Raw genomic sequence first — 13,463 nt, forward strand, 5'->3', positions numbered from 1 at the left:
TTAACAATGAAAATACTACTAAATGAAATATAATTATTACTCTTGCATTTGGTAAAGGTTTTCCTGAAGACAATAATTTAATTACGCTTTTAGGGGTGAATTTGGATTTAGACTTTAAGGAACTTTTTTAAAAGGATAATTTATTCAATATCACCACCGCCAACTTTTACGCTAAAAGGCTCGCACCAATAGAGTAAATAGGTGTAATCGGTTAAGTTTACATTTTCTATAATGTAGTTGTGTGCGCCACTAAAAACCTCAACTGGGCCAAGAGATAAAGCATTAGTAACCGAATTGGCATCGTTAGTTAAATACACATACAAACCAGGCAACTCTGTTGAAGCTACATAGTTTTCGTTTAGAGTAAGCAATAAATTGTTAGTGTTTTCAATGCTAGAAAGTGTAAAACTTCCCATTAATTCGTAGTCGCTAGTTGTGGCAACAAAGCCCGATTTAGAGACGATAAGAGGTGTTTCCTCTGCACCAATTTCTTCAGTATTACACGAGAAAAAACTAATCAATAAACAAGTGAAAATAAAAATTCTAGACATTATAATTGATTTTTTAATATAGTCGGTTGCCAACCAAAATGCTTACTTTAAAGGTTTAATTAGTGAGCGTAGCGCTATAAAAAATTTGCTGCAGTTTAGGGCGAATGTTTAAATTATAAATATTTCGATGGCTTCGCGATGGGTAAACACGATTAGATAAAAATATAAAAACCAATTCTGCCTTTGGGTCTGCCCAAACAAAAGTGCCTGTAAAACCAGCATGACCAAAGCTTTCCGGACTAACCTGTGGCGCAGGATAAGCTTTTGTAATGCTTAATGTGTCGTTACCAATTAAGGGTTTATCGAAACCTAAACCGCGGCGGTTATTATTTTTTGGATATTGCATTTTTGTAAATTCTCTTACGGTTTCAGGTTTAAAAAAAGTGTTGCCATTAAAAGTTCCGAAATTTGTTAGCATTTGCATGTATTTTGCTAAATCGGTTGCAGTGCCAAATAAGCCTGCATTTCCCGAAATACCACCAAGTAAAGCCGCATTTTCGTCGTGAACCCAACCGTGAGTTAGTGTTTTTCTAAAAACGGAATCGTTTTCGGTAGGAACAATGGTGTTTTTAAAGTTTTTTGTTTTAGGAAGATAACCTAAAGTTTCGCAGCCTAAAGGTTTGTAAAATTGTTTTTTAAGATAATCGGTGTAATTTTCACCTGTAATATTTTCAATAATTTCGGGATAAATTAATGAGGCTAAGCCCGAGTATTTATAAGTTTTATCATTACTAACTTTGGAGCGATTTATGTTTCGAAATACTTTGTTTTTAAAACGATTTTTTACATAAATGCCTTCGTACATTTGGTTAGAAAATCGTTTGCTAGCTTTAGTTTTAATAAATCGCTTTTTTATTTTACCGTTTTTAAAAACTCGACTTAAAAACACAATATAAGGTTGCATTCCCGATTGATGCGCTAAAAGTTCGCGCAACGTGATGTGTTTTTTGTCTTTTTTATGTTTCCAAGCGTTCCAGTAATTACTAAAAGGCGCATCTAAATCCAGCTTACCTTCTTCGTAAAGTTTCATTAAAGCGGGTAGTGGACCCACAATTTTAGTCACCGAAGCTAAATCATAAATATCGTTTAAACTTACTTTATTAATGCTATCGTAAGTGTGATAACCATAAGCTTCGTGAAAAATAATTTGCCCTTGTTTAGCAACTAATATTTGAGCGCCAGGAAAAGCCTGCTCTTTAATTGCTAATTGCATAATAGAATCGACTTGCGTGTTAATGTAATCGCCGTTTAACCCTACCGATTCTGGGTTTGTATAAGGCATTTGCGCGCAAGCAAGTTGGCAAAAAACTAATAATAAAACGAATTGAATAGCAGGCTTTATCATTAAACAACATTTACAAAAAAGCACTATCTACAGGTTCCCAAAGTTCAATTTTGTTGCCATCGTTATCTAGAACATAACCAAATTTGCCGTATTCGTATTCTTCAACTTCGCCAACAATGGTTACGCCTTCTTCTTTTAAAACCTTTAATAATTCATGTAAATTTTCTACACGATAGTTAAACATAAAATCTTTTTTCGATGGTTCGTAGTATTTCGTGTCTTCCGGAAACGGGCTCCATTGCGTCGAGCATTTATTGCCAGCTTCGTCTTTCCACCAAAAGGTACAGCCATAATCGTCGGTATTAAAACCAAGGTGCTTTTTGTACCAATTTTTAGTGGCATTAGGATCTTTGGTTTTAAAAAATAGTCCGCCTATTCCTGTTACTCGTTTTTTCATGGATTATATTATTTAAAGTTTCGCTTTCGCGGAAATGTAACACGGCATGTTAAACATGCTGATCGATTAAAATAGTATTCCCGTCAGGATCTTTAAGTACAATGCTTGCTGGTCCGGTTGAAGCTTCGTCGGCTTCATTAATAAGGGTAACACCGTTGTTTTTTAAATGTTTTTGAATGCTGCGAACATCATCGAAATCGGGTAGGGTTTGAGCATTTTCGTCCCAACCAGGATTAAAGGTTAAAATATTTTCTTCAAACATGCCTTGAAACAAACCAATTAAAGCATTGCCGTTTTTCATGATGAGATAATTTTTATCTAAATCGCCAGCAAAAACCGAAAACCCTAAGGTTTCATAAAATTGTTTTGATGCTTTAATGTCTTTTACACTCAAGCTTGTTGAAAATGCGCCTAGTTTCATAATATTTGCGTTTAGTTACTTTTTAATTGCGGTTTCGTAAATGGAAATCCATTTTTCAACAGTCAGTTTTTGGCAAAGTTCTGCAATAAGTTCAAACGGAATTTGATCTACTTTTTTAAATCGGATACAGCTTTTTCCCATATCGAGTTTTAATTTAGAGTGTTTGGGGTATTCGTTAACAAACCAATCGTGAATTTCGGGAACAGCATAAATACCGCTGTGATATAAATTTACCGAGTTTTTCTGCGAAGCAAAACTCATAAAAGGCAAAGGTTCTTCTGGTTTGCAATGGTAACCATCTGGATAAATGCTGTGTGGCACAAAATACCCAATCATACCATATTGCATGCCTTCTTTAAAACCATCCGGAAGGTTTTTATTTATAACCTCTCGTAATTTATTTAAGGCTTCGTGCCTGTTTTCTGGCGTTTGTTTTATGTAGTCTTCTGGCGAGTTGGCTTTGTATTGCATAGTGTTGACTTTAGAAACCTAAAGTTAACAAAATTTAGCTTTAATTTTATCTACAATGGTTTGGGCTAGTTTTTCTTTACTTTCTACAGTCCAACCAGCAACATGCGGTGTTAATAACACATTTTTAGCTTTGATTAAATACTGAAACGCTTCTGGCATTTCCACTGCGCCCGATGTATCGTCTTGTTTAAATAGGTTCTCGAACGATGTTTTTTCGTATTCTAAAACATCTAAACCTGCGCCTAATATTTTACCAGATTTTAAAGCGGCAACTAAATCTTTTGTTACCACACTTTTACCTCGCGCGGTGTTTATTAACCAAAATGGTTTTTTAAAGCCGTTTATAAAATCGGCATTAATCATGTTTAAAGTAAGTGGTGTTTGTGGCGTGTGTAAACTTACTACATCTACCTTTTCTTGAAATTCTTTAAGCGATACTTGTTTAGCATTTTCGTTACCAACGCCTTCTTTAATATCGTAACACAACACCTCTACATCGAAACCACGTAGTTTTTTAGAAAAGGCATTTCCCATATTGCCATAACCAATTAGCCCAACGGTTCTGCCATCGAGTTCTATACCTCGGTTGGCCTCACGAAGCCATTTACCGCTTCTAACTTCGGCATCGGCTTGGTTTAATTTATTAAAAAGCGATAACAGCATGCCTAAGCTATGTTCGCCAACAGCGTTTCGGTTACCTTCTGGAGCAGATATTAAATGAATGCCTTTGGCTTCGGCATAATCGCAGTCTATGTTTTCTAAACCGGCTCCAACACGACCAATAAATTTTAAATTAGTGGCGGCATCTAGAAATTGTTTATCGATAGTAAAACGACTACGGATTACAATACCATCGTAGTTTGAAATTTTTGCTTCAATTGCTTCTTTTGAAGCTGTAAAATCGGTGTGGTTTGTAAATCCTAAATCGTTTAATTGATTTATTAATAACTCATGGTTGGAATCTAGGTGAAGTATTTTCATGTTGTAAAATTACGAAGTTTTTATTCTAATTCTTTTTAACTAACTAAAAGTGTGCATAAAAAATTGCTGTATTTTTTAGATTAATATTTTATTTAACAGCAAAAATTTGAAACTCATGCAAATCTCAATTTATTTATTCCTGCAATTTTTTTATCTATGTTGTAGAGCGATTTAAATCAATAATATGCGCTGTATGTATTTCATGAAACGGCCGACTAAAGATAAAAAAACAGCTAATTATAAATATTAAATTATATTTGTCTAATGGCAACAAGGATTGAAAATATAAATTCTGAAATTATAAACTGGGCAATTACTCGAGCAGGTAATAGTCTGGAGGAATTTTATGCGGATAATCCTGATGTTTTAGATTGGATAGAAGGAAATAAGAAACCTACTTTAAAGCAATTAGAAAACTTTACTCATAAAGTTCATGTACCTTTTGGATATATGTTTATGAATGAACCACCTAAAGAGGAAATCCCAATACCTTTTTTTAGAACAGGAGGAGCACCTAGAGATAAAGTTTCTTTAAATGTTTATCATACAATCCAAATTATAAAAGATAGACAAAATTGGTTGACGAACTATCTTAAAGAAAGTGGTTATCCTGATTTAGATTTTGTTGGAAAATACAATGACAGCTCTGATTATAAAGAAATTGCAAAAGACATTAGAAATACTTTAAAATTACCTGTTAATTGGGCGAGTAAACTTGGAACTTGGGAACAGGCTTTAGATTATTTGACATTACAAATTGAGGAAATTGGGATAATTATCAATTTTAATGGAATTGTTGGAAACAATACTAGAAGAAAAATTTCAGTCGAAGAATGTAGAGGTTTTGTTTTAGTAAATAATAAAGCACCTTTTCTATTTGTAAATTCCGCAGATGCTAAAGCTGCTCAAATGTTTACTTTAATACACGAAGTTGCTCATATTTGGTTAGGAGAAAGTGCTGGGTTTGATAATAAACAAATGCTTCCTGCTAATGACCCAACTGAATTATTATGTGATAAAGTTGCAGCAGAATTTTTAGTGCCGGAAATTTTCTTTAGAGAAAAATGGAATAACAGTCAAGATATAAAATATTTAAGTAGAGTTTTTAAAGTTAGTCCAATTGTAATTGCAAGAAGAGCGTTAGATTTAAATTTAATTACTAAACCTTCTTTTTTTGAATTTTATAACAATTATATAGCTGAATTTAAAAACAAAAAAGAAAATCAAAGTTCTGGTGGTAATTTTTATGCTACTGCTAAAAAGAGAATTAGTTTAAGATTTGCTAGTTATGTTAATAATGCAGTAAACGAAAACAATCTTTTATATAGAGATGCTTATAAATTAACTAGTTTAAAAGGTAACACGTACGAGAAGTTTATTAACGAATATCTATATCAAGTATGAGTAAATACATTGTAGATTCCAACTTCTTTATACAAGCTCATCGTTCAATTTATCCTCTTGATGTTGTTCAAAGTTTTTGGGTAAAAGTCAATGTATTATCTCAAAATGGAACTATAGTAAGTATTGATAAAGTAAAGAAAGAAATTTATGATAATTCTTCTCACGAAGATGAACTTAAAATATGGTGTGATTCTAATTTACCAGACGATTTTTTTATCAACACAGATACTGTTCTTCAAAATTATATTTCGATTGTAAATTGGGCAAATTCTATGTCCCATCATTTCTCGCCAAATGCGATCCAGGAATTTCTTGAAACTGACTTGGCTGACCCTTGGCTTGTTGCTTTCGCTATGAGTAATAATTGGACTATTGTTACTTATGAAAAAAGCCAACCTGAAAGAAAAAACAGAATAAAAATACCTGAAGTTTGTAATCAATTTAATATAAGACATATTGATACAATACAGATGTTTAGAGAGCTAAAAGAAAGCTTTTAGCATCACAAATAATAACTTTAATAATTAAAATAATATCTAGTTTATAAAAATTATTTTAATGGTTTGGTAATTTCAACAAAAATCTAGATTCCTAGAATAAGTTTGGCTATTGAAAAGTAAATTAAGATGCCAAAAATATCGTTACTGGTGGTTATAAATGGCCCTGTAGCAATGGCTGGATCGATACCGCGTTTATCTAGAAATAAGGGTACAAATGTGCCTATTAATCCGGCTACAATTATTACCACAACTAAGGAAATTGATACGGCTAATGCGGTGTTGGCTTCGCCTTGTGCTATCCATACAAATACAAATAAAAATAAGGCGAGAATTAGTCCGTTTAGGGCTGCGAGTAGCATTTCTTTTAACAGACGACTGTTTATACTTCCTTTTACATCGTCGTTTGCCAGACCTTGAACAATTATGGCGCTAGATTGTACACCTACGTTTCCTGCCATGGCGGCAATTAACGGTGTAAAGAAAAATAATACGGCATATTTACTAAAAGCTTCGTGGAACCCTTCCATAATTAAAAAAGCGCCTACACCACCAACTAAACCAAGAAATAACCATGGTAAACGGGCTTTGGTGAGTTGTATGATGCTATCGTCGGCTTCGACATCGCTTGTAATACCTGCGGCCATTTGGTAATCTTTGTCGGCTTCTTCTTTTAAAACATCGACAATATCGTCGATGGTTATGCGGCCTAAAAGTACCTTATTGTCGTCGCTTTCAATTACTGGAATGGCTTCTAAATCGTACTTTGCCATAATTTTGGCTACTTCTTCGGCATCTTCGTTTACGTTCACATAATCGACATTAGATATATAAATATCGGCGATTTTTTGTTCGCTTTTAGCTACGATTAAATCTTTTAACGAAAGGCGCCCAATTAATCGATCTTGCTTATCGACTACATAAATGGAGTGTACACGTTTTACGTCTTTAGCTTGCCCGCGAATTCGGCGTAAACAACCGGCTACAGTCCAGGTTTCGTAAACTTTTACAAGTTCTTTAGCCATGAGTCCTCCGGCAACATCGTCGTCGTAGGTTAATAACTCGGTAATTTCGGCTTTGTGTGCCTCGTCTTCTATTTGGTCTATTACAGCTTGTTGGCGTTCTTCAGGTAATTCGGCAATAATATCGGCAGCATCATCGGTATCGAGCTCTTCAACTTCTTCGGCAATTTCTTTTGCTGATAGGTTTTTTAATACTTTTTCTCGATTGTCTTCATCGAGCTCCATTAAAATATCGGCGGTAGTTTCAGAATCTAGAAGTTTTATAACGTACATGGCTTGTTCTAGATTTAATTCATCTAGAATTTCGGCAATGTCGGCGTAATGAAACTCGTCCATAACACGTTTAAGTTCCTTATCGTTTTGGGTTTCGATAAGTAACTCCACTTGCTCTAAAAGCGTATCTGTTAACTGAAATTGGCTATTTTCTTTTTCTTCTGACATGAGATTTCACCGTGTTTTGAAATTTCCTGATGCATAATTTTTGTAACTTATGCATAATTTGAAATTCTATGAAACTTTATTAATTCTGGTCGTTATCAATAAGTTGCGTAAGTTCTAAAAACTGTTCTACGCTTAATTGTTCTGGCCGCTGCCCAAAGATAGTATTTGCTTTTAAATTATCGGACAGATTGAATGTTTTTAAACTGTTACGAAGTGTTTTTCGGCGTTGCTGAAATGCGGTTTTTACCACCCTAAAAAATAATTTTTCGTCGCAAGGTAATTGGTAGTTTTCTTTGCGCTTTAAAATAAGCACGCCAGAATCGACTTTTGGTGGCGGGTTAAATACGTTTGGTGGCACAGTAAACAAGTATTCGGCATCGTAAAAAGCTTGTGTTAAAACCGATAAAATACCGTAAACTTTACTGCCTTCTTTTGAGCAAATACGTTGCGCCACTTCTTTTTGAAACATTCCGGAAAATTCTGGAATTTGATCACGCATTTCTAAAGTTTTAAATACAATTTGGCTAGATATGTTATACGGAAAGTTACCTATTATGGCCAAAGGTTCGTTATTAAAAACCTCGTTTAAATTGTACTTTAAAAAGTCTTTTTCTATTATTCGTGGTGCTAAATTTTGGTAGTTGTTCTGCAAGTATTCTACAGATTCGCTATCTATTTCTATAACGTAAGCGGTACAGTCTTTTTTTAGTAAATACTTTGTGAGCACACCCATTCCTGGCCCTATTTCTAGCACATTTTTATAGCCTTGTAGTGAAAGTGTATTGGCTATTTTTTCGGCAACCGTTTCATCATTTAAAAAATGTTGTCCTAAATGCTTTTTTGCTTTTACCTGATGATTGTTGGAGTTTTTTACCACGAATAGATGCCTTTTTTAGGGTACAAAGATACAAAACCCTTCAGGATTGCTTTTTACTAAAGGGTTTTAAAATTTTAACCTAATAATTTTACTACATCTTTAGCAAAATAACTTGTTATAATATCGGCTCCAGCACGTTTAAACGCTATAGTGGTTTCTAACATAATTTGGTCGTGGTTTAACCAACCTTTTTCGGCTGCTGCTTTAATCATGGCGTATTCGCCAGAAACTTGATATACAGCAACAGGCACATCGACTTCGTTTTTAATATCTCGAAGAATATCTAAATATGAAATTCCTGGTTTTACCATAACAATATCGGCGCCTTCTTCAATATCAATTAAAGTTTCACGAACCGCTTCTATTCTGTTACCAAAATCCATTTGGTAGGTTTTTTTATCTTTTGGTACATCAACTAAATCAACAGGAGCAGAATCCAGAGCATCACGAAATGGCCCGTAAAAAGATGAGGCATATTTAGCGGTGTAAGCCATAATACCTGTATTTATAAAACCTTCTTGCTCTAATAACTCGCGAATTTTTAAAGTGCGCCCATCGTTCATGTCGCTTGGTGCCACAAAATCGGCTCCAGCTTGAGCGTGGGTTAAGGCCATTTTTGCTAAAACTTCTGCCGATTCGTCGTTAATTATCATGCCGTTTTGTACAATGCCATCGTGACCAACCGAAGAGTAAGGGTCTAGAGCAATATCGGTCATTACCAACATATCTGGACAGGCATTTTTTACGGTTTTAACCGCGCGTTGCATTAAGCCATTTGGGTTTAAGGCTTCGGTGCCTTTATTGTCTTTTAAATGGTCTGGAACTTTTGCAAAAAGTAATACAGCTTTTAAGCCTAAACCCCATAATTCTTTAACTTCTTTTTCTAATAAATCTAAACTATAACGAAAGTAATTGGGCATGGATGCAATTTCGTCTTTTACACCTTTACCTTCAACTACAAAAAGTGGTACTAAAAAATCGTTAGGCGTTATAACAGTTTCTCGAACTAAACTGCGAATAGCCTCGTTCGTTCTTAATCTTCTATTTCTTCGTAATGGGTACATAGTTTTTGTTACTTTTATCGAGTACAAAGTTAATCATTAAAACCCATTTTGTATTGTTAGAATCCTTAAGTGTTTTAGAATTTAAGTTTCCTTGGAGGAGTTATCAAGAATCTTTTTTGCAAAATTTCGATAGTCATGTTTCAGACTATCATTTTCATGTTATTGCACCTCCTGGATCTGGAAAAACCATTTTAGGTATCGAAATTTTAAGACGATTAGGTAAAAAAACATTGGTTTTAGCACCTACTTTAACCATTCGAAATCAATGGGAAAACAGGCTTCAAGAGTTTTTTGTTAAGAATAATGATTTCAAAAACTTTTCATTCGATATAAAATCGCCCAAAGACGTTACGTTTTCAACTTACCAATCGCTTCATGCCTTTTATAAATCGTTTGAAGATAAAGAAGACTATTTCAAATTCTTTAAATATCATAACGTTGAAACCGTTGTTTTAGATGAAGCTCATCATTTAAAAAGTGCTTGGTGGAAATGCCTTATGGCTTTAAAAAACAGAAATTCATTTTTTACGGTTGCTTTAACTGCAACACCACCTTACGATAGTAGCCGAAGTGAACTCACCAAATATTTTACACTTTGTGGCGAAGTAGACGATGAGATTGCGGTGCCCGATTTGGTGAAAGAAAACGATTTAAGTCCGCATCAAGATTTCGTATATTTTTCTAAACCCAACGATTTAGAAATTAACTTCATTGTTGAATACCGAAAGAAAATTGCTCAGTTTAAAGATGATTTAGGGCAGGACGAAGCGTTTATTCGTTTTTTACAGGAACATCGGTTTTATAAAAACCCAAAGGTGAATTTAGATGATATTTACACGAATACATCGTATTTCTCATCAATTTTAATCTTTTTAAACAGTTGCGGAATTTCTGTAGAACCCGAAAAATTAGAAATTTTAGGTTTTAATAAATATGAAAACATAAAATTTCCAGAATTAAACCTAGAATGGTTAGAGATTTTATTTCAAAATTTATTGGTTACCGATAGAGAACAACTAATAAATGATGAAGATTACTTGTTAACTCTAGAAAAAAAATTACGAAAACTAAATGTTTTCGAAAGAAAGCAAGTCAATTTTGTTGGCAAACAATTGCTATATAAATCTTTAGCTTACAGCCCGAGTAAATTAAAAAGTATTGTAGATATTGTTTCGGCAGAAAGTGCAGCGTTAGGAACCAATTTAAGTTGCGTTATTTTAACCGATTATATTCGAAAAGAGTTTTTAAACACCACGTTTTCAAGTATTGAAACCATAAATAAAATTGGCGTTTTACCCATTTTTAAATATGTAAAAAACTATTGTTCGCATCATGAAGATTTAGCCGTATTAACCGGAAGCGTTGTAATTATTAATAAAGCTATTTTTAACGCTTTCGCGGAAATTGAGCCACTCCATAATTTTTCCTTTATTCCATTAGAAAGTGATAATTCGTTTGTGCAGGTTGAGCAAAAAAACAGGTCTAAAAATTCCATTGTTGAAATACTAACCAAACTTTTTGAAAACGGAACCATTAAGGTTTTAATTGGTACAAAATCGTTGTTAGGCGAAGGTTGGGATGCGCCTTCAATTAACAGTTTAATTTTGGCATCGTTTGTAGGTTCTTTTGTGTCTTCAAACCAAATGCGAGGTCGCGCTATCCGAAAGGATGCCGAGAAACCAAATAAAACAGGAAATGTTTGGCATTTAGCCTGTATAGATCCAACGGTGACTAACGGTGGGCGTGAAGTTGATATTTTAAAACGTCGTTTTGAAGCTTTTGTTGGAATAACAAATACCACAATACCGTTTATATCCAATGGTTTCGATCGACTTAACTTTCCTGAAGCTATTTCGGTTAGCGATATCGAGCATCTTAATAATCAAACATTAGAAAAAGCAAAACAACGACCATTAATATCAAAACAATGGCAAACATCTATTGGTAAAGGCAGTAAATTAACCAAGCAAGTTAGTTTGTTACATACTGGAGAGAAACCTTTTAAAGCCCAAAAACAGGTTTATTTTTTCGATGTGGTTCGTTTTTTTGTAGTGGAATTAATGATAACCATGTTGTGGTTTTATTTTGAGTTTATTTTAAAAGGTATACAACTTGTAATTAGTCGCGGCCTTTCTTATTTTATTTATGCATTTTTTGCTGCCTTTGTTTTTAGATTTGGTTATAAACTGTACAAAGCGGTTATTTTGTATTTGCGTTATGGATATTTGCATAAAAAAATTAAAAAAATAGGTTTAGCCATACTTTACACTTTTAAGGACTTAAAGATTTTAAACACCGATATTCGCAATATTGAAGTGGTTGCAGAACGCATAAATAAAGGTGATGTAGTTTGTAGTTTGGTTGGTGCTAATAATTATGAAAATGCCTTATTTACAAAAGCATTAACCGAAGTTTTAGATCCGGTAGATTCGCCGCGCTACCTTATTATAAAAACTAGTTTATTTAGAAAACGATTTAAAACCGAAAATTTTTATCCGGTTCCGGAACTATTTGGAAACAAGAAAAATAATGCCTTGGTTTTTAAAAAGTATTGGACAAAATTTTTAGGAAGAAATAAACTGGTGTTTACCAGGCAAGTTGAAGGTAGAAAGTTACTTCTAAAAGCAAGGTTATTTCATGTTTATAATGCTTTTAAAGAAGTATCGAAAGAAGTTACTGTTTGGAAGTAAATTATTTACTCAAGCCTAAATAATACCATTTGTTATTTTCTTTTACAAAAGCCGATTTTTCGTGAATAACAGCTACTTTTCCGTTTTCGTAAAAATAAGCTTTAAAAGTTACGGTGCCTTCGGTGTCGTTTTCTGTTCCTTTTGTTGTTTCTAGAACATCTAGTTTAATCCATTCTACAGATTTTGCCCATTTTACAATGGCTTTTTTCTCTTTAATTGGTCTGGTTGAGGAGTGATGACTTTGCATTAAATATTCGCCATTAGCAGTAACAAAAGCTGAATATCTAGAACGCATAAGCTGTTCGGCCGTTTTTGCTTTCTCTATGTTTTTATGTACTTGTTCGCAGCAGTTGGCGTAAGTTTTTGGTTGTCCGCAGTAGCAATTCATATTTAATAATTAAACCCAGTTTACAGGATTTTGTAATACTTTAATTAATTTTTCTTCTTCGCTGCCTGATTCTGGTTGATGATTGTAAACCCATTGTACATGTGGTGGCAAACTCATTAAAATACTTTCTATTCGTCCGTTTGTTTTTAGCCCAAAAAGGGTGCCTTTATCGTGCACTAAATTAAATTCTACATAACGACCACGACGAATTTCTTGCCAATTTCTATTGGCTTCGGTATATGGTAAATCTTTGCGGTTTTCAACAATAGGCACGTAAGCTTCTAAGAAACTGTTGCCAACTTCGGTTACAAAATTATACCAATCTTGCATATTCATAGTTTCGGTTGCTTTACAATAATCGAAAAACAAGCCGCCAATACCACGACCTTCATTGCGGTGTGCATTATAAAAATATTCGTCGCAGCGCGCTTTATATTTCGGGTAAAACTCAGGATTATGTTTGTCGCAAGCCGTTTTACAAGTTTGGTGAAAGTGTTTCGCGTCTTCTTCAAATAAATAATAGGGCGTTAAATCTTGTCCGCCACCAAACCATTGGTCTACAATTTTTCCGTCTTTATCATACATTTCGAAATAACGCCAATTGGCATGAACGGTTGGCACCATTGGGTTTTTAGGGTGCAAAACCAAACTTAATCCGCAGGCAAAAAAATCGGCATCTTCTACACCAAAATATTTTTGCATTGAGTCGGGAAGTTTACCATGTACACCAGAAATGTTTACACCGCCTTTTTCAAAAACATTTCCGTTTTCTATAACTCGGGTGCGACCGCCGCCACCTTCTGGTCGTTTCCAAAGGTCTTCTTGAAATTTGGCTTTACCGTCTAAGGCTTCTAAGGTTGAGGTAATTTTATCTTGTAATTCGTGTATATATTTAAAAAAGGTATCTTTCATTT

14 protein-coding genes are annotated in these 13,463 nt (G+C 34.0%); 3 read left to right on the top strand and 11 right to left on the bottom strand.

Features of this window, described 5'->3' with window-relative positions:
• Window positions 1-140: 140 nt before the first annotated feature.
• The 6 genes from LG651_RS03830 to LG651_RS03855 are packed head-to-tail and all read right to left on the bottom strand — an operon-like array spanning window position 141 to window position 4,166.
• A complete protein-coding gene (locus tag LG651_RS03830) occupies window positions 141-551 on the bottom strand; it encodes a DM13 domain-containing protein (RefSeq protein WP_226694824.1) in 411 nt (136 codons plus the stop codon).
• Between the two features lie 55 nt (window positions 552-606).
• A complete protein-coding gene (locus tag LG651_RS03835; protein WP_226694825.1) occupies window positions 607-1,896 on the bottom strand; it encodes a serine hydrolase domain-containing protein in 1,290 nt (429 codons plus the stop codon).
• A 10-nt stretch (window positions 1,897-1,906) separates the two neighbouring features.
• Window positions 1,907-2,293, bottom strand: coding sequence for a VOC family protein (locus tag LG651_RS03840; protein ID WP_226694826.1), 387 nt, complete (start codon window positions 2,291-2,293; stop codon window positions 1,907-1,909).
• A 49-nt stretch (window positions 2,294-2,342) separates the two neighbouring features.
• A complete protein-coding gene (locus LG651_RS03845; RefSeq protein WP_226694827.1) occupies window positions 2,343-2,714 on the bottom strand; it encodes a VOC family protein in 372 nt (123 codons plus the stop codon).
• Window positions 2,715-2,729: 15 nt separating this feature from the next.
• Window positions 2,730-3,185: a DUF1801 domain-containing protein gene (locus LG651_RS03850; protein WP_226694828.1), complete on the bottom strand. Its 456-nt coding sequence runs from the start codon at window positions 3,183-3,185 to the stop codon at window positions 2,730-2,732.
• A 24-nt stretch (window positions 3,186-3,209) separates the two neighbouring features.
• Window positions 3,210-4,166 (bottom strand): 2-hydroxyacid dehydrogenase, encoded by a 957-nt coding sequence (locus tag LG651_RS03855; protein WP_226694829.1) that lies wholly within the window; start codon window positions 4,164-4,166, stop codon window positions 3,210-3,212.
• 264 nt (window positions 4,167-4,430) lie between these two features.
• On the opposite strand from LG651_RS03855, the gene LG651_RS03860 reads away from it, so the two are divergent.
• Both LG651_RS03860 and LG651_RS03865 read left to right on the top strand, forming a co-directional pair.
• Window positions 4,431-5,570 (top strand): ImmA/IrrE family metallo-endopeptidase, encoded by a 1,140-nt coding sequence (locus LG651_RS03860; RefSeq protein ID WP_226694830.1) that lies wholly within the window; start codon window positions 4,431-4,433, stop codon window positions 5,568-5,570.
• Window positions 5,567-6,070, top strand: coding sequence for a DUF4411 family protein (locus LG651_RS03865; RefSeq protein WP_226694831.1), 504 nt, complete (start codon window positions 5,567-5,569; stop codon window positions 6,068-6,070). Before LG651_RS03860 ends, LG651_RS03865 begins: the two co-directional genes overlap by 4 nt.
• A gap of 83 nt (window positions 6,071-6,153) precedes the next feature.
• Here the strand turns inward: LG651_RS03865 and mgtE are convergent, their stop codons facing one another.
• The 3 genes from mgtE to hemB all read right to left on the bottom strand — a co-directional run bounded on the left by mgtE (window position 6,154) and on the right by hemB (window position 9,471).
• Complete coding sequence (gene mgtE, locus LG651_RS03870) at window positions 6,154-7,530, bottom strand: magnesium transporter (RefSeq protein ID WP_226694832.1); 1,377 nt, start codon at window positions 7,528-7,530, stop codon at window positions 6,154-6,156.
• A gap of 79 nt (window positions 7,531-7,609) precedes the next feature.
• Window positions 7,610-8,407, bottom strand: coding sequence for a 16S rRNA (adenine(1518)-N(6)/adenine(1519)-N(6))-dimethyltransferase RsmA (gene rsmA / locus LG651_RS03875; protein ID WP_226694833.1), 798 nt, complete (start codon window positions 8,405-8,407; stop codon window positions 7,610-7,612).
• Between the two features lie 74 nt (window positions 8,408-8,481).
• On the bottom strand, window positions 8,482-9,471 hold the full coding sequence (gene hemB / locus LG651_RS03880; protein ID WP_226694834.1) for a porphobilinogen synthase: 990 nt from the start codon (window positions 9,469-9,471) through the stop codon (window positions 8,482-8,484).
• A gap of 53 nt (window positions 9,472-9,524) precedes the next feature.
• Here hemB and LG651_RS03885 point away from each other — a divergent pair, with 53 nt between their 5' ends.
• Window positions 9,525-12,161 carry a DEAD/DEAH box helicase family protein gene (locus LG651_RS03885; protein WP_226694835.1) on the top strand — a complete coding sequence of 879 codons (2,637 nt, stop codon included), beginning with the start codon at window positions 9,525-9,527 and terminating at the stop codon, window positions 12,159-12,161.
• A 1-nt stretch (window position 12,162) separates the two neighbouring features.
• Here LG651_RS03885 and LG651_RS03890 read toward each other — a convergent pair whose 3' ends face one another.
• Both LG651_RS03890 and hemF read right to left on the bottom strand, forming a co-directional pair.
• Window positions 12,163-12,549 (bottom strand): YchJ family protein, encoded by a 387-nt coding sequence (locus LG651_RS03890; protein ID WP_226694836.1) that lies wholly within the window; start codon window positions 12,547-12,549, stop codon window positions 12,163-12,165.
• A gap of 9 nt (window positions 12,550-12,558) precedes the next feature.
• Complete coding sequence (gene hemF / locus LG651_RS03895; protein WP_226694837.1) at window positions 12,559-13,461, bottom strand: oxygen-dependent coproporphyrinogen oxidase; 903 nt, start codon at window positions 13,459-13,461, stop codon at window positions 12,559-12,561.
• Window positions 13,462-13,463 lie beyond the last annotated feature (2 nt).

The organism is Neotamlana sargassicola (assembly GCF_020523965.1).
Classification (GTDB): domain Bacteria; phylum Bacteroidota; class Bacteroidia; order Flavobacteriales; family Flavobacteriaceae; genus Neotamlana; species Neotamlana sargassicola.